18 protein-coding genes are annotated in these 15,664 nt (G+C 67.7%); 10 read left to right on the top strand and 8 right to left on the bottom strand.

What is annotated here, in order from left to right:
- From BAC01S_RS32015 to BAC01S_RS20115, 5 genes are all read left to right on the top strand, one after another.
- Complete coding sequence (locus BAC01S_RS32015; protein WP_043202973.1) at nt 1-744, top strand: ankyrin repeat domain-containing protein; 744 nt, start codon at nt 1-3, stop codon at nt 742-744.
- A 112-nt stretch (nt 745-856) separates the two neighbouring features.
- Nucleotides 857-1,222: a Rap1a/Tai family immunity protein gene (locus BAC01S_RS20130; protein ID WP_027796377.1), complete on the top strand. Its 366-nt coding sequence runs from the start codon at nt 857-859 to the stop codon at nt 1,220-1,222.
- A 191-nt stretch (nt 1,223-1,413) separates the two neighbouring features.
- Nucleotides 1,414-2,811 (top strand): alpha,alpha-trehalose-phosphate synthase (UDP-forming), encoded by a 1,398-nt coding sequence (otsA, locus tag BAC01S_RS20125; RefSeq protein WP_027796376.1) that lies wholly within the window; start codon nt 1,414-1,416, stop codon nt 2,809-2,811.
- A 117-nt stretch (nt 2,812-2,928) separates the two neighbouring features.
- On the top strand, nt 2,929-4,092 hold the full coding sequence (locus tag BAC01S_RS20120; RefSeq protein ID WP_027796375.1) for an AAA family ATPase: 1,164 nt from the start codon (nt 2,929-2,931) through the stop codon (nt 4,090-4,092).
- A gap of 272 nt (nt 4,093-4,364) precedes the next feature.
- On the top strand, nt 4,365-5,432 hold the full coding sequence (locus BAC01S_RS20115; protein WP_027796374.1) for a glycosyltransferase family 4 protein: 1,068 nt from the start codon (nt 4,365-4,367) through the stop codon (nt 5,430-5,432).
- Nucleotides 5,433-5,464: 32 nt separating this feature from the next.
- On the opposite strand, the gene BAC01S_RS20110 is transcribed toward BAC01S_RS20115, so the two are convergent.
- From BAC01S_RS20110 to BAC01S_RS20100, 3 genes are all read right to left on the bottom strand, one after another.
- The gene (locus BAC01S_RS20110) at nt 5,465-6,052 is read right to left on the bottom strand and encodes a BPSL1445 family SYLF domain-containing lipoprotein (protein ID WP_027796373.1); all 588 of its coding nucleotides are present in this window, start codon (nt 6,050-6,052) and stop codon (nt 5,465-5,467) included.
- A gap of 255 nt (nt 6,053-6,307) precedes the next feature.
- Entirely contained in the window at nt 6,308-6,763 is a 456-nt protein-coding gene (locus tag BAC01S_RS20105) for a hypothetical protein (protein WP_027796372.1), read from the bottom strand.
- Between the two features lie 193 nt (nt 6,764-6,956).
- The gene (locus BAC01S_RS20100; protein ID WP_027796371.1) at nt 6,957-7,271 is read right to left on the bottom strand and encodes a PsiF family protein; all 315 of its coding nucleotides are present in this window, start codon (nt 7,269-7,271) and stop codon (nt 6,957-6,959) included.
- Between the two features lie 171 nt (nt 7,272-7,442).
- Between BAC01S_RS20100 and BAC01S_RS20095 the strand changes: the two genes are divergently transcribed.
- Nucleotides 7,443-7,739, top strand: coding sequence for a YciI-like protein (locus BAC01S_RS20095; protein ID WP_027796370.1), 297 nt, complete (start codon nt 7,443-7,445; stop codon nt 7,737-7,739).
- Between the two features lie 45 nt (nt 7,740-7,784).
- On the opposite strand, the gene BAC01S_RS20090 is transcribed toward BAC01S_RS20095, so the two are convergent.
- Together BAC01S_RS20090 and BAC01S_RS20085 are read right to left on the bottom strand one after the other, a co-directional pair.
- Nucleotides 7,785-8,444, bottom strand: coding sequence for a phosphoribosyltransferase (locus BAC01S_RS20090; protein ID WP_027796369.1), 660 nt, complete (start codon nt 8,442-8,444; stop codon nt 7,785-7,787).
- A 123-nt stretch (nt 8,445-8,567) separates the two neighbouring features.
- A complete protein-coding gene (locus BAC01S_RS20085) occupies nt 8,568-9,425 on the bottom strand; it encodes a LysR substrate-binding domain-containing protein (RefSeq protein ID WP_027796368.1) in 858 nt (285 codons plus the stop codon).
- Nucleotides 9,426-9,543: 118 nt separating this feature from the next.
- Here BAC01S_RS20085 and BAC01S_RS20080 point away from each other — a divergent pair, with 118 nt between their 5' ends.
- Both BAC01S_RS20080 and phnX read left to right on the top strand, forming a co-directional pair.
- The gene (locus BAC01S_RS20080) at nt 9,544-10,704 is read left to right on the top strand and encodes a 2-aminoethylphosphonate--pyruvate transaminase (RefSeq protein WP_027796367.1); all 1,161 of its coding nucleotides are present in this window, start codon (nt 9,544-9,546) and stop codon (nt 10,702-10,704) included.
- Between the two features lie 76 nt (nt 10,705-10,780).
- Nucleotides 10,781-11,584, top strand: a complete 804-nt coding sequence (gene phnX, locus BAC01S_RS20075; RefSeq protein ID WP_027796366.1) for a phosphonoacetaldehyde hydrolase — start codon at nt 10,781-10,783, stop codon at nt 11,582-11,584.
- A gap of 137 nt (nt 11,585-11,721) precedes the next feature.
- On the opposite strand, the gene BAC01S_RS20070 is transcribed toward phnX, so the two are convergent.
- Nucleotides 11,722-12,843, bottom strand: a complete 1,122-nt coding sequence (locus BAC01S_RS20070; protein ID WP_027796365.1) for an asparaginase — start codon at nt 12,841-12,843, stop codon at nt 11,722-11,724.
- Here BAC01S_RS20070 and BAC01S_RS20065 point away from each other — a divergent pair.
- A complete protein-coding gene (locus BAC01S_RS20065) occupies nt 12,842-13,051 on the top strand; it encodes a hypothetical protein (RefSeq protein ID WP_027796364.1) in 210 nt (69 codons plus the stop codon). The genes BAC01S_RS20070 and BAC01S_RS20065 overlap by 2 nt on opposite strands.
- 179 nt (nt 13,052-13,230) lie before the next feature.
- Nucleotides 13,231-13,548, top strand: a complete 318-nt coding sequence (locus BAC01S_RS20060) for a YnfA family protein (protein ID WP_027796363.1) — start codon at nt 13,231-13,233, stop codon at nt 13,546-13,548.
- Nucleotides 13,549-13,582: 34 nt separating this feature from the next.
- Here BAC01S_RS20060 and BAC01S_RS20055 read toward each other — a convergent pair whose 3' ends face one another.
- Both BAC01S_RS20055 and BAC01S_RS20050 read right to left on the bottom strand, forming a co-directional pair.
- Nucleotides 13,583-14,953 (bottom strand): sensor histidine kinase, encoded by a 1,371-nt coding sequence (locus BAC01S_RS20055; RefSeq protein ID WP_027796362.1) that lies wholly within the window; start codon nt 14,951-14,953, stop codon nt 13,583-13,585.
- The gene (locus BAC01S_RS20050; protein ID WP_027796361.1) at nt 14,940-15,656 is read right to left on the bottom strand and encodes a response regulator transcription factor; all 717 of its coding nucleotides are present in this window, start codon (nt 15,654-15,656) and stop codon (nt 14,940-14,942) included. The genes BAC01S_RS20055 and BAC01S_RS20050 overlap by 14 nt, the downstream gene beginning before the upstream one ends.
- Nucleotides 15,657-15,664 lie beyond the last annotated feature (8 nt).

Below are 15,664 nucleotides of genomic sequence, written 5' to 3'. Positions count from 1 at the left end.
ATGAACTTTAATCCGCTTTCACCCGCCGTCTCTCCCGTTCGTGCCGCGTTCGTGCGACGCGTGGCCGCGGCGCTCGCCTTCGGGGCGAGCGCCGCGCTGCTGGCCGCCGCGCCCGTGCACGCCGCGTCGGTCGACTCGCTCGTGAAGGCTGTCAAGTTCGACGACGACAGTGCCGTCAAGAAGGATCTCGCGGGCGGCATGGACCCGAACGCCACGGACGACCACGGCATGCCGCTGCTGGTGCTGGCCGCCCGCGAGAAGTCCGACAAGGTGGCGGCCGTGCTGCTCGACAATCCGCAAACGAAGATCGAGGCCGAAGACGGCGCCGGCGAGAATGCGCTGATGATGGCTTCGCTGAACGGCGACACCGACCTCGTGAAGCTCCTCATCACGAAGGGCGCGGAAGTCAACAAGAAGGGCTGGACCGCGCTGCACTACGCGGCGGCGAACGGCCACGACGACATCGCGAAGCTGCTGCTCGGCTATTCGGCCTATGTGGACGCGCCGTCGCCCAACGGCACCACGCCGCTCATGATGGCCGCGCGCGGCGACCATATCTCCACGCTCAAGCTGCTGCTCGACAACGGCGCGGACCTCAACGCGAAGAACCAGATCGGCATGAACGCGCTCGACTTCGCCAGGCAGTACAAGTCGCCGGACGCGATCAAGGGGCTTTCCGCCCGCATGGCGCAGCAGGGCGCTCAGCCCGCCGACACGGCGGCGCCGCAAAACGGTGCAAAATAACGGGATTGCCGCTGGATCGGACCGACCGGCGGCGGACCAGCTAGCGGACCGACCAGCGGCGAGGCGGCCCCAGGCGGGCGCCGCACCCCACAGTTACGAATAAAGGAGAACCATGCTGCGGGCTCTGATTTGCGCCGGTACGCTCGTTCTGCCGGTGTCGGCATTCGCCTTCACGGCCAGCGATCTGAACCGGCTCTGCACGAAGACCGATGTGGCTTCGCGTAGCGCGTGCGCGGCCTACATCGAAGGCGCCGCCGACGGGATCTTCAACACCATCGACGCGATCGGCGGCACGACCGGGCCGCGCGTGGGCCAGTACTTCTGCCTGCCGCCGGACGCGCGCTCGGCGCAGTTGACCGACGCGGTGCGCAAGTACATCGCGGACAACCCGAACGTGGCGGGCTATAACGCCAGCACGGCCATTTCGCTCGGCCTCGGCAAGGCGTTCCCTTGCGCGCCCGGAAGCGGCGGCGATTGAGCGCCGGTTGATCCGCCCGCCGCCGGGCCGGTTTTCGACGTTGACGGCGGCACGCGCCAGGCCAGTCCGTACGCGGCACGCCTCGTGCTAACCGGTAGCACGGCAGCCGGGCAGGCTGCGCCGGCGGCCTGTGGCGCAAGGGAACCCGCCCTGTGTCCGAAGCCGAGGCTAGACGTGCGGAGGAAGCCGGAATGGGTAGATTGATCGTCGTGTCGAATCGCGTGGCAACGCCGACGGAGACCAAGGGCTCCGCGGGCGGGCTGGCCGTGGGCGTGTTCGGTGCGCTCAAGGATGCGGGCGGCGTCTGGTTCGGCTGGAGCGGCGACGTCGTCAGCGAAAGCGTGGCGAACGCGGGGCCGGCCCTCGTCGAGGAGGAGCCCGTCACGTTCGCGACCGTCGGCCTGACGCGCAAGGACTACGACCAGTACTACCGCGGCTTTTCGAACGCCACGCTCTGGCCCGTTTTCCACTACCGCAACGACCTCGCGCGCTATGAGCGCGACGAGTACGCGGGATACCGCCGCGTGAACGCGTGGCTTGCCCACAAGCTGGTCAAGCTGGTCGACCCGGAGGACAACATCTGGGTGCACGACTATCACCTGATCCCGTTTGCCGAAGCCCTGCGGTCCGAGGGCGTGGCGAACCGGACCGGCTTCTTTCTGCATATTCCGTTTCCCTCGCCGCAGGTGCTGCAGACGATTCCGCCGCACGACGAGCTCGTGAGGTCGCTGTGCTGCTATGACCTGCTGGGCTTCCAGACGCGCAACGACCAGCAGGCGTTCCACGACTACGTCGCGCGCGAGGCGCACGGCAAGGTGATCGAGCACGGCGAGAAAGCCGAGGTCGAAGCGTATGGCCGCAAGCTGCGCACGGGTGTCTATCGCATCGGCGTGTTTCCCGACGAGATCGCCGAGCAGGCGGCCCGCTACGAGAGCCGCCAGCACGTGCTCGACCTCAAGCAGAGCCTGGAAGGCCGCAAGCTCATCATGAGCGTGGACCGGCTCGATTACTCGAAAGGGCTCGTCGAGCGTTTCCACGCGTTCGAGCAACTGCTGGAAGACGCCCCGGAGTGGCGCGGCAAGGTCACGCTCGTGCAGATCGCGCCGCCCACGCGCTCGGACGTCGCCAGCTACCGGATGATTCGCGAGGAGCTCGAGCGCGAGGCCGGGCGTATCAACGGCCGCTACTCGGGGCTCGACTACACGCCGATCCGCTATCTGAGCCAGCAGTACGACCGCTGGAAGCTGATGTCGCTGTTTCGCGAGTCGCAGGTGGGCTATGTCACGCCGCTGCACGACGGCATGAATCTCGTGGCGAAGGAGTATGTGGCGGCGCAAAATCCCGCCGACCCGGGCGTGCTCGTGCTCTCGGTCTTCGCGGGCGCCGCCGCCGAGCTTTCGGGCGCCGTGCTTGTCAATCCGCACGATGCGACCGGCATGGCGGAGGCGCTGCAGCAGGCGTTGTCGATGCCGCTTGCGGAGCGCCAGTCGCGTTATGAGATCAACATGGCGGCGCTGCGGCGCAACGATCTCGGCGTTTGGCGCGACACCTTCCTGAGCGACCTGAGCAACGTGCCCCGGCTGCGCTGACGGTCGCGGCGACGCCTTGCCCCGGCTTCGCGCGAGGCATTGCGCGAAGCACAGCCTCGGGCCGGCCCCGCGCGCGATTGCGTATGATCCGGCGATCGTTTCCGCCACACATGCCTCATGCTGACCACGCTCGCCATCGCCAATTACCGCTCGCTGCGCGAGCTGATCGTGCCGCTCGGGCCGCTCAACGTCATTACCGGACCGAACGGCAGCGGCAAGTCGAATCTCTACCGCGCATTGCGCCTGCTCGCGCTCACCGCGCGCGGCGGCGTGATTCCCTCGCTCGCGCGCGAGGGCGGCCTGCAGTCCACGCTCTGGGCCGGCCCCGAACGCTTCTCCCGCGCGGCGCTCGAGGGCGCCGTGCCGGTTCAGGGCACCGTGCGCAAGGAGGTCGTGAGTTTGCGTCTCGGCTTCGCGGGGGACGCGTTCGGCTATGCGATCGACCTGGGGTTGCCGACGGCGTCGACGTCGCAGTTCGCGCTCGATCCGGTCATCAAGCGCGAATGCATCTGGAATGGGCCGCTGCTGCGGCCTTCGGCGTTGCTCGTCGACCGCCGGGGGCCGGCGATCCGCATCCGCGACGAGGCGGGCGACTGGACCACGCTGGCACAGCCCGTCGCGAGCTTCGACAGCATGATGTCGGAGTTCGCCGACCCGCGCAGCGCGCCGGAGATGATCGCCGTGCGCGAGCAGATACGCTCGTGGCGCTTCTACGATCATTTCCGTACCGACGAGCTGGCCCCTGCGCGTCAGGTGCAGATCGGCACGCATTCGCCGGTGCTTGCCGACGACGGCGCGAATCTCGCCGCGGCGCTGCAGACGATACGCGAGATCGGCGACGGCGAGGCGCTCGACACGGCCGTTGCCGACGCCTTCCCCGGCGCGCGGGTCGAGATCGTCAATCACGAAGGGCGCTTCGAGCTGGCGCTGCGCCAGCATGGGCTGCTGCGGCCGCTGCGCGCGGCCGAGCTTTCGGACGGCACGTTGCGCTACCTGCTGCTCGCGGCCGCCTTGCTGAGTCCGCGGCCGCCCGCACTTCTCGTGCTCGACGAACCGGAGACGAGCCTGCACCCCGATCTGCTGGCGTCGCTGGCGCGCCTCATCGCGCGGGCGTCCCGGCAGTCGCAGGTGTTCGTGGTGTCGCATGCGGCGCGCCTCGTGGCGGCGCTGGAGCGCGAGGAGGGCAGCCGCTCGATCGTGCTGGAACGCAAGCTGGGGGCGACCGCGCTGGCCGACGCCGAAGCGCTCGACCTGCCGCCCTGGAAATGGCCGTCGCGCTGAAGGCCGGCGCCTGGGAGCGCGCGCGGGCACGGGTACACGGTTTGCACGGCAGCGAAGCTTTGCGCGGGGGCGTGCCGGGCGGCGGACGGCCCGTCGCCGTGCCGTTTGTCGCGCCATATGTCACGCCGTTTGTTACACCGTTTGTTACACCGTTTGTCACGCCGCTCGCCGCCGTGCCGGCTCGCATTCGCCTTGCCTTACAATGAGCCATGAGATCAGAAGCCGCGGCGCTGCCCGATCGCGCCCGCGCACCGGATAGACGGAGACTCCCGATGAGAATCGCCCAGATCGCCCCGCTCACCGAATCGGTTCCGCCCAAGCTCTACGGCGGCACGGAACGCGCCGTCTCGTACATCACCGAAGCGCTCGTGGACCTCGGCCACGACGTCACGCTGTTCGCGAGCGGCGACTCGGTCACGCGTGCCAGGCTCGAACCGGTCTGGCCACGCGCGCTGCGCCTCGACCCCTCGATTCGCGACCGCATCGCGCCGCATATGCTGCTCATGGAAATGGTGCGCCGCCAGGCCGACCAGTTCGACGTGCTGCACTTCCATATGGACTACTACTCGTTCTCGGTGTTCAAGCGCCAGGACACCCCGTTCGTGACGACCTTGCACGGCCGCCTCGATCTGCCCGAGCAGCAGCCCGTTTTCGATACCTTCAACACGGCGCCGGTCATTTCGATTTCGAACGCGCAACGCCAGCCCCTGCCGCAGGCCAAATGGCTCAGCACGGTCTATCACGGGCTGCCCGAGCACCTCTATGTGCCGCAGCCGGTCGAGCCGCGCTATCTGGCCTTCCTCGGCCGCATCTCGCCGGAAAAGCGCGTGGACACGGCGATCGGCATCGCGCGCCGCTGCGGATTGCCCATCCGCATCGCGGCGAAAGTGGACGAGGCCGACCGCGAATACTTCGAACGCACGATCAAGCCACTGTTGGCACTGCCAGGCGTCGAGTTCGTCGGCGAAATTTCCGACTCGCAAAAGGCGGAGTTCCTTTCGGGCGCCCACGCGCTGCTGTTTCCGATCGACTGGCCGGAGCCGTTCGGTCTGGTGATGATCGAGGCGATGGCTTGCGGCACGCCCGTGATCGCGTTCAACCGCGGCGCGGTGCCGGAAGTGGTGGACGAGGGGGTGACGGGATTCATCGTGGAAGACGAAATCGGCGCCGTCGCGGCCGTGAGCCGCCTCGCGCGCGTGCCGCGCACCGGTGTACGGCGCCGCTTCGAGGAGCGCTTCACGTCGCGCCGCATGGCGCAGCAATACGTGGAGGCATATCAGGCGGTGATACGCGCGAGCCGGCGCTCGCGCTTCAAGGTGATCGATACGTCCGCGAGCTGAAGCGCTCGCGGAGCGTCCCGCGCGTTGCTTCCTTAGAGATCGAGACGCGAGATCTTCGTGCTGTTGAGCGACAGGTCGCCGATCAGGCCGCTGTCGGTCATCACGAACACTTCGACCGGCTTTACGGCCGTGGTCGTGTCGATGCTGCCGTTCGCGCCGACCTTCACGAGCGCGACCGAGGCGTCGCCGCCCACCGACCAGCCTTCCGAGCTATGCAGGCGGTCGAGCGCATCCTGCGTCATGAAGAGGTAGACGACCGACTTCGTCTGCATGCCGAGCGTGGCGCCCACCGACACCGACGTCGTGCTGTAGTAGCCGGCCGTGCTGCCGCCTACGCGCAGCGCGCCGTCGCCGTGCTCGCCGCCGATGCCGATACCCGCCTGCGTGACCTTCGGGAACACCAGGATGCCGCGCGCCTTGCCGACCAGTTCGCGCGAGCCCGGCACGGTCTGGAAGAGGCGCGAGAGCGTACCGTCCACGCTGGCGTCGATCGCCTGTTTGCGTGCGTCGTTCGAAGCGGCGGTGGGAGGTTGATCGCCGGTGGTGCTGCAGCCTGCGAGCGTGGCGCTGGCGATCGCAATGGCGAGAGATGCCTTCAGCAGGAAGCCATACTTTTGCATTTTCTTCTCCGTTTTGGTGGCCGGAAACCGCACCGCTAATGGCCGGGAAGACCGGCTATGCGGGCTGAAGCGGTTATAGCACAGATACTTCGGAGGGCTGTTCGAGCGAGCCCGTCCAGCGAGCCCGGAGCTGCGCTGCCGCGCGGTCTCGGCGCGACGTGCGGGAATTCGGTGATATGCGCGATGGATAAATGCTTGCGGACGCCGCAACCGGTGCAGTCGGCGCAACCGGCGCAACGATAAACGGCAACCGCGTCATGGCTCGGGTACGGCTTTCGCGGCGGGCTTCGCGGGCGGCCGCCGAAGCGCGCGGCGAACGCCGCCGATCAGCATGCCGAGGGCGAGCAGCGTGGCCGCGGGCACGATCCAGTAGCCGACGAATGCATGCCAGAGATAGCCGAAGAGGGTACTGCGGCGCAATGCGTATTCGTCTTGCGCTCCCTGCCAGCGTGCGGCGTTTTGCGTCAGGACGTCGGCCGGGCAGCCGGCGGCGCGGGCCGCGTCGGCGCTACCCTGGCAACGCTGCGGCAGGCCGGCGTTGCGTTCGGCGTCGGTGAACGTCCACGTGGCCAGCGCCCGCTGGAGTTCCTCGCGGTTGTAGGCCATCTCTTCCTGAACCTCGCGCACGGCGACGATCATCACCGGCACCAGCCAGAATACGATCACCAGCAGCCAGCGGCGAAACCAGCGGTTCTTGTGTCTCCATGCCATCCGTGCCTCCGTTCGATGCCATTGGCATCAACGTCAACCGGCGGCCCGATGGCGTATGCGTTATGTCGTTCGGGATGGGACCGCCGTTGGAGCCATCATAGGAGAAAAACGGCGTGTTCGAAGGCGGTGCCCGAGCGGAGGGGAAAAACGCGCGGCTACCGTAGCCGCCGCGCGTTGGCAACCCGTGCGGCGGTCAGCTCTTCGTCGAGAGGCACTGCTTCATGAAGGCCTTGCGGTCGTCGCCCTTCTTGTCGCCGGCCTGCGTGTTGCACGCCTTCATCCGTTCCTGCTGCGACATCGTCGGCGCCGGTGCGCCGCTGGCCGAAAGACATTGCTTCATGAAGGCCTTGCGGTCGTCGCCCTTCTTGTCGCCGGCCTGCGTGTTGCATGCCTTCATCTTCTGCTGCTGGCTGTTCGGCGCGGCCGCGGAGGCGGGCGTCTGTGCGAGCGCCGGTGCGGCCAGCACGCCGCCCAGCACGATTGCAGCGATAACGGATTGCATCTTCATGGGTCACTCCCTTTGGGATTTCGACGTTGTCGGTAGTCGTGCGAGCGGGCCTTGGCGGTCCATTTTCGCGGCGACCATTATGGCAAAGCCTTCTTGAAAACGGGGCAGCAATGTCCGCGGTTGACGGCATGACGCACAATGCCGTTACACGAACGCCTGGAGGAGGGCACGATGCATTGGCTCTTGATGTACGAACTCGCCGAAGACTATCTCGAACGCCGCCCCGAGCATCGCAACGCTCATCTCGCGCTTGCCTGGGCGGCAGCGCAGCGGGGCGAACTGCTGCTCGCGGGCGCGGTGGCCGATCCCGTGGACAGCGCGCTCCTGCTGTTCCAGGGCGAGACACCCGCCGCCGCCGAAGCTTTCGCGCGCGCCGATCCCTATGTCACGGCAGGGCTGGTCCGAAGCTGGCGCGTGCGGCCCTGGCAGACCGTGGCAGGAGAGCATGCGGCCAATCCTGTGCGCTGAGCCACGGGGCAGGGCCAGGCACCGGTGTACACCGGTGCCTGGCCCTCAGGACGGATCCGGGCCGCGGGCCGCTTCGTCGAGCAGTTCGCGCACGGTGTCGTCGCCAACCTGCTCGAAGTCGAGGTAGAACTGCCCGACGCTGTAGAAGTGCTGGGGCGCGAGCACGCTGACGAGTTCGTCCACGGCATTGCCGAGGCGATTGCGCGCCAGGGCGGGCGCAACGGGGACCGCGGCGATGATGCGAGCCGGACCGAGGGTCGCGAGCGCCCGTGCCGCAGCCTGAAGCGACGCGCCCGTCGCCATCCCGTCGTCGATGACGAGCGCCACGCGCCCGGCCACCGGCACCGGCGAGCGCTCGCCGCGATAGCGCGCTTCGCGGCGTCCCAGTTCGATGCGCGCCGTGGCCAGCGCGCTTTGCAGCTGGGCCACGCTCACGCCGGCTTCGCGCACGAGCGCTTCGTCCACGAACTGCGCGCCGTTCGACGAGAGCGCGCCCATGGCGAGTTCCGTCTGCCACGGCGTACCGAGCTTGCAGACGGGCAGGACGTCGAGCGGCGCGCCCAGCGCGGCGGCGACCTCGAAGGCAACCGGCACGCCGCCGCGCGGCAGCGCGAGCACGACGACGTCGCGTCGTGCAGCGTAGGGGGAAAGGTGCTGCGCAAGCAGGCGGCCCGCTTCGCGGCGATCGGTGAACGGACGCTCCATGACGGGCTCCGGGGCGAAACGACTCGACCAGTTTGCCACGCCATGCCCGGCCTCGTGCGGGAAATGAAAAGGGGTGCAGAGCATTGAAGCCTGCCCCGCACGCCGCGCCAGAGCCGGCCACGCTCAGTCGGGTTCGATCGCGAAGAGTGCGTCGAGCAGGTTCGAAGACGGCTGATCGGCGAGCCGCGTGAGCGATTCGACCATGCGCACCTGGCAATCCACGAGCGGGACCATGCGGATGCGGCGCGACTCGCCGAACTCCGCATGCGCGATCACCCCCACGCCCACGCCCTGCGCGATGGCCGTCTGCAAGGCCTCGCGGCCGTCCACGTAGAGCACGGGCTGCACCTGCAAGCCTTTGCGCACGAGCTCGGCTTCGAGCAGTTGCTGCGTCACCGACTGGGCCTCGCGAAACACCATCGGCTCGCGCACCAGTTCCTCGTAGCTCATGCGCCGCTTCTTCGCGGCGGGGCTCTCGGCGGGCACGACCGCGACGAGCGGTTCTTCGCGCAGCACGCGCGTTTGCAGGCGGCTATGCACCTGGCGCGCCGCCGTGATCGCCGCGTCCACCTCGCTGGCGAGCACGCGGCGCAGGCATTCGGTGGCGTTCGCGATCGACAGCTTCACCACCACGCCGGGATAGCGGCGCCGGAATACGCCGATGAGCTTGATCGCGAGGTCGGGGGCATCGGCGATCAGCGAAAGCTCGCCCGACTCCAGCGCGCCCGCGGCCTCCAGCAGCCGCCGGGCGTCGCGCTCGCAGCCCACCATCTGGCGCGTCACGGCGAAGAGGCGCCGCCCGAGGTCGGTGAGCTCGACGCCGCGCGGCGCACGCTCGAAGAGCTTGACCCCGAAGTCCTGCTCCAGCCTGCGGACGTGGTCCGAGATGGCCGGCTGCGTGAGCGAGAGCGCCTGCGCGGCGCGCGAGAAGCCGCCGTGCTCGGCGACGGCGTGAAAGGCACGTAACTGGGCGTACTGCATGGCGATCCGGTTCTGATAAGTTTAGCTTATATGAGCATCGATTATATCGATTTTACCGATGTGCTGCGTTCCGGTACTGTGTCGGCATTCGATGCTGAAACCCGACCGGAGTCGCCGCATGCCCACCCCCGCCGAACCTTATCTGCTGACCCCCGGGCCGCTCACCACGGCCGCTTCCACGAAGGAAGCCATGCTGCGCGACTGGGGCTCGTGGGACGGCGAGTTCCGGGACATGACGGCCCACCTGCGCCGCAGCCTGCTGGCGATCGCCGGCGACACCCAAGGCGCCTGGGATTGCGTGCCGCTGCAGGGTAGCGGCAGCTATTGCGTGGAGGCGATGCTCGGCAGCTTCGTGCCGCGCGACGGTCACGCGCTCGTGCTCGCGAACGGCGCCTACGGCAAGCGCATTGCGACGACGCTGCGCTATCTGGGCCGCCGCCACACCGTGCACGACACCGGCGACTATCTGCCGCCGCGCGCCGCCGACGTCGAACGCCTTCTCGTCGCCAACGCCGACATCACGCACGTCGTGGTGGTCCACTGCGAGACCAGCTCCGGCATCCTGAACCCGATCGAGGAGATCGCCGCCGTCACGGCGCGCCACGGCCGCCGTCTGTTGATCGACTCGATGAGCGCGTTCGGCGCGGTGCCGCTCGACGTGCGCAAGCTGCCGTGCGACGCATTCGTTTCGTCGGCGAACAAGTGCATTGAAGGCGTGCCGGGCTTCGGCTTCGTGATCGCGAAGCAGGACGTGCTGCGCGAGGCGAAGGGCAACAGCCACTCGCTCTCGCTCGACATTCACGATCAGTGGGACGTGATGAACCGCACGGGCCAGTGGCGCTTCACGCCGCCCACGCATACGGTCGCCGCGTTCGTCGAGGCGCTGCGCCTCCATGCGCTTGAAGGCGGCCAGCCCGGGCGTCTCGCGCGCTATGCGCGCAACCGCGACGTGCTGGTCGCGGGCATGCGCTCGCTCGGCATCGAGCCGCTGCTCACCGAGCCATGGCGCTCGCCCATCATCGTGACGTTTTTCTCGCCCGCCGATCCGGCCTTCCAGTTCGAGCGCTTCTACGAACTGATGAAGGTGCAGGGTTTCATCATCTATCCGGGCAAATTGACCACTGTCGAGAGCTTCCGCATCGGCTGCATCGGCGCGCTGGACGACACGGTGATGCGGCGCGTCGTGACCGCGTGCGGTTCGGCGCTGCGCACGCTCGGCGTGACGAGCGGCGCGCCGGATCTCGCCGCGCTCGGCGCGCGCGAGGCGCTCGCGGCATGAAGGGTTAGCACCGGCCCATGCAGCAGCCATACCACGCAAGAACTCTCTACGCAGGCATTTCGCAGGACTTAAGGCAATGAAACACGTTAAGGCAGTGATCTTCGACTGGGCCGGCACGGTGGTGGACTACGGTTCGCGCGCGCCGATGGGCGCATTCGTCGAAACCTTCGAAGCGTTCGGCGTGCCGATCACGATCGACGAGGCGCGCGGCCCGATGGGCATGGCCAAGCGCCCGCACATCGCGGCGCTGATGGCGCTGCCGCGCGTCGCTCAAGCCTGGGAGGCGCGCCACGGCCACGCGCCGGGCGACGCGGACATCGACGCCGTGTACGACGTGTTCGTGCCGAAAAACATCGCGGTTGCCGCGCAGTACAGCGACGTGATCCCGGGCGTGCCCGCCGTGACCGCCGCGCTGCGCGCCGAAGGCGTGCGCATCGGCTCGACCACGGGCTACACGCGCGAGATCATCGACCAGATCGTGCCGGGGGCGGCCGCGCAGGGCTTCCAGCCCGACAGCATCGTCTGCACCGGCGACACGCCCGAAGGCCGGCCGTCGCCGTACATGATCTATCGCACGCTGCCGCAGCTCGGCGTGTGGCTCGCGCGCGACGCGATCAAGGTGGACGACACCGAGGTCGGCATCGAAGAGGGCATCAATGGCGGCACGTGGGCCGTGGGCGTGGCCGTGAGCGGCAACGCGTTCGGCATGACCGAGGAAGAAGTGCGCGCGCTCCCGCTCGACGAGTTCGCGCGCCGCCGCGAGGCTGCCGTGGAGCGTCTGCGCGCCGCGGGCGCCCACTACGTGATCGACAGCGTGGCCGACCTGCTGCCCGTGGTGAGCGAGATCGAAAACCGGCTGGCACGCGGCGAGCGTCCCTGAGCGTTCCTTAGCATCCCTGAAGTGTCCCTGAGCGGTAGAGCGGTTCGACGGAGCTCCTCGGGCGCGCCTTCGCGTTGATCGCGAGGCGCGCCTTTTTTTGCCTGTTTTTTCCGTTGCAGCAGCCGCTGGCCCGTGGCTTACCAGGTGGCCTCGAATGCCTTCTGCACCTGCGCCGTTTGCGCGATGCCGTTCGCGATCAGGATCTGCGTGAGGATGCGCGCCTTCTGCGGATTGAGGTCGAGCGAGACGGCAAAGCCGCTCGTGTCGTCATTGACTTCGACGTTGCGGTTCACGAAGCCCGATCCCACGCGCGAGGCACGCACCACGACAATGCCCTGCTTCGCGGCGCGCTGCAACGCCTCGAGGGCCGCCTTCGAAGTGTTGCCGTCGCCGACGCCCGCGAGCACGATGCCCTTCACCTTGTTCGCGATCGCACTGTCGATCTCCATGGCGTCCATGTTTGCGTGCGAGTACACGATCGCCACGCGCGGCAGCGCGTCGCCCGAAGGCAGCGTGTACTTGTGGCTGTCCGGCTGGTAGGCGGGCGCGACGAAGCGCACGCTTGCCGGGTCGACATAGCCGATCGGGCCCGTATCGGGCGAAACGAAGGTCTGCACGCTCGTCGTGTTGGTCTTGGTGGTCCAGCGCGCCGACTGGATCTGGTCGTTCAGCACCACGAGCACGCCGCGCCCGCGCGCGGACGGACTGGCCGCGACCTCGACGGCTTCGTACAGATTGCTCGGGCCGTCCGCGCTCGTTGCCGTGGACGGACGCATGGAGCCGACCAGCACGACGGGCTTGTCGGTATGCAGCACGTTGTCGAGGAAGAACGCGGTTTCTTCGAGGGTGTCGGTGCCGTGCGTGATCACGACGGCGTCGGCCTCGTTCTTGTCGAAGATCTCCTGAATGCGGCGCGCGAGCGCAAACCACACCTTGTCGTTCATGTCCTGCGAGCCGATCGAGGCGACCTGCTCGGTGGAAAGGCGGGCCAGTTTTTCGATGCCGGGCACGGCCTGCACGAGCTGCTGCGCGCCGACGGCGCCGGCGTTATACGCATTCGCGGCACGCGTATCCGCCTGGCCGGCGATGGTGCCGCCCGTGGCGAGCACGGCGACGCGCGGCAGGTTGCCCTGGCCGCTGTCCTGCGCGTGCGCGGACGGCGCCTGAAAGGCTGCGGCGGCAACGACCAGCGCGGCGGCGACGAAGCCGCTCCATGCGCGCCGGCTGGCCGGCGATTTTGGTTGAATGGCGTTCTGCATGTTTGATTTCCTCCGGCTCTGGAAAATCGGTTTATTGGAAACTGCCGATGCGGAAATCATTATTGACGAATTTTCAGGAGGCTTAATTGTGTGTGCGCAATTTATTTGCTGCTGGACGCATTTTCGAGGGCAAGAGAGCATTGAAAATGCGCGCTGGGAATTCGGCAGCGCTATTTGCGCGGAATTATTTCGGCAGGAGAAGCGGTGAGCCGATTTATTTAATCCGTCTTTAGCGCGAATTGAAACTATCGGAATATTCGTTCAAAAATCTGAAACGCGATAGCGGATTTTTCGGGCGGTGCCGGTTGGCTCTCGCCGTTAGCGGCTTCGTGCCTGCGCAGGTGTGTCGCGTTACCATGGGCGCCCCGCTTGCAACATGGCTTCACGATGACGACATTCCTGCTGTTCGTACTGACCGCGATGGCCGAGATCGTCGGCTGCTATCTGCCGTACCGCTGGCTGCGCGAAGGCGCGAGCGCGTGGTGGCTCGTGCCCGCCGCGGCCTCGCTCGCGTTGTTCGCCTGGCTGCTCACGCTGCACCCGAGCGCGGCCGGCCGCACGTATGCGGCCTATGGCGGCGTCTACGTTTGCGTGGCGCTGATCTGGCTCTGGGCCGTCGAGGCGATCCGGCCCAGCGCGTGGGACTGGGCCGGCATGGGGCTCACGCTGGCCGGCATGGCGCTGATCGCGTTCCAGCCGCGTTAGCCGCGGGCCATGGGCAGCAAAAGCGCGAGCCGTGTCAGCCGGCCAGGGGTTTGGGGAACCTCAGCTGCATCCGGCAGCCCGGCTCGTTGTCGAGAATTTCGATGGCGGCGTCGTGCACGCGCGCAATCGCGGCGACCAGACTGAGGCCGAGACCGTGGCCGGGCGTCGAATGCTCGAACTTGTGCGCCCGATAGTACGTGTGCAGCACGGCGCCGCGCTCGGCCGGCGCGATGCCGGGGCCGGTGTCGGCCACCACGAGCAGCGGCTGGCCGCCGTCGAGCCGCACGCCCAGCTCGACCGCGCCGCCCTCCGGGGTGAACTTGAGCGCATTGTCGACGAGGTTCTCGATCGCGCCGAACAGCAGGTCGAAGTCGCCGTTGACTTCCACGGGCACGCCGGCGTCGAGCGTGAGCGAGAGCCGGCGATCTTCCGCCAGCGGCTCGTAGAGTTCGGCCACGTCGCGCAGCACGGTGTCGAGCGCCACCGTGCGGAAGCTGGCGCGGCGGCTGCCCGACTCGACTTCCGCGATCCGCAGCAGCGCGGTGAAGCGATTGAGCACCACGTCGGACTGGCCGATGGCGACGTCGATGGCGTGGGCGAGCGCCTCGGGGGATTCGGCGCGCCGCCGGGTGCGCTCCAGCCCCGCGCGCAGCGAGGTCATCGGCGTGCGCAGGTCGTGCGCGATGCCCGCGCATACGCCGCGAACCTCCGCGACGAGCCGCTCGATCTCGTCGAGCATCGTGTTGACGATGGCGGCAAGGCGGTCGAGGTCGTCCGTCGTGCCGCGCAGCGGCAGGCGCCGGTTGAGCTTGCCGGCCATGATCTCGCCGGCGGTTTCGCTGATCGCCGCAATCCTGCGGTTCGAAATATGGTTGAGCGCCGCGCCGCAGGCAAGCGCCAGCAGACTCGTCAGCGCGACGCCGGCGCACAGCGTTTTCAGCAGGGTGCGGTCGAAGCGGCGGACTTCGTCGATCGAATGGCCGACGACGATGCGCAGGCCGCTCGTGGTCGGAATGATGATGCCGCGATAGTGCGCGCTTCTCGTGCGGTCGCCCTCGCGGATCGTTTCCGTGTAATTGAACGGCTTGCGGTCCTTTTCCGGCGGCAGGGCCGAGATATTGCCGGCAAGGCGTATGCCACTGGCGTCGAACAGGCCATAGGGCCGCGAGGTCGCGATGTCGCGGCGGCTCAGCGCCGTGATCGTCGTAATGGCTTGGGCGCGGTCGATCGCGTGAAATTCGGCGAATTCGCCGCGCAGCCGCTCGTCGACCTCGTGCAGCAGATAGCTGGCTGTGAGCCAGTAAAGCAGCGCGAAGAGCGCGATGGCCGAGCCGACGAACACGGCCAGCAGCCAGCCGACGCCGCCGGAAAGGCGCGCGCGCCGACGCGCGTCAGCCCGCGGCATGGATGATGTAGCCGGCATTGCGCACCGTCACGATCATGGCCGAAAGCCGCCCGTTGCAGCTGAGCTTGCGGCGCAGGTTGCTGATATGCATGTCGATCACGTTGGTCTGCGTGCCGAAGTGGTAATTCCAGACCGACTCGAGCAGCATGGCGCGCGTCACCACTTCGCCCGCGTGGCGCATCAGGAATTCGAGCAGGTTGTATTCGCGCGGCTTCAAATCGATAAGTTCGCCTGAGCGTTGCACGACATGCGTTTCGGTGTCGAGCGTGAGATCGTCGATCTGCAGTACCGATGCATCGGGGGAGCCTGCCAGCGTGGCATGGCGGCGGCGCAGCAGCGCGTTCAGGCGCGCCGTCAGCTCCAGCCCGTCGAAAGGTTTGACGACGTAGTCGTCGCCGCCCGCCCGCAAGCCGCGCACGCGTTCGTCCACCGCGTCGAGCGCGCTCAGGATCAGCACGGGCGTCTCTTTGCCGATGTTGCGCAGCGTAGTGAGGATCGAGAGGCCGTCGAGGTCGGGCAGCATGCGATCGAGCACGATGGCGTCGAATCTGCCGTTGGTCGCCCGCAGCAGCCCCTGGAAGCCGGTCGGCACGCATTCCACCTCGAAGCCGTAGTCTTCGAGAGCGGCGGTGACTTCCAGCCCCGCACCGGGATCGTCTTCGACGACCAGCACGGTGGGACGGCTTGCGGGCGCAATGTTCATCGGCAGTT

This window comes from Paraburkholderia acidipaludis NBRC 101816 (assembly GCF_000684975.1).
GTDB lineage: Bacteria > Pseudomonadota > Gammaproteobacteria > Burkholderiales > Burkholderiaceae > Paraburkholderia > Paraburkholderia acidipaludis.
This window is presented reverse-complemented; position numbering and strand designations above follow the sequence as displayed.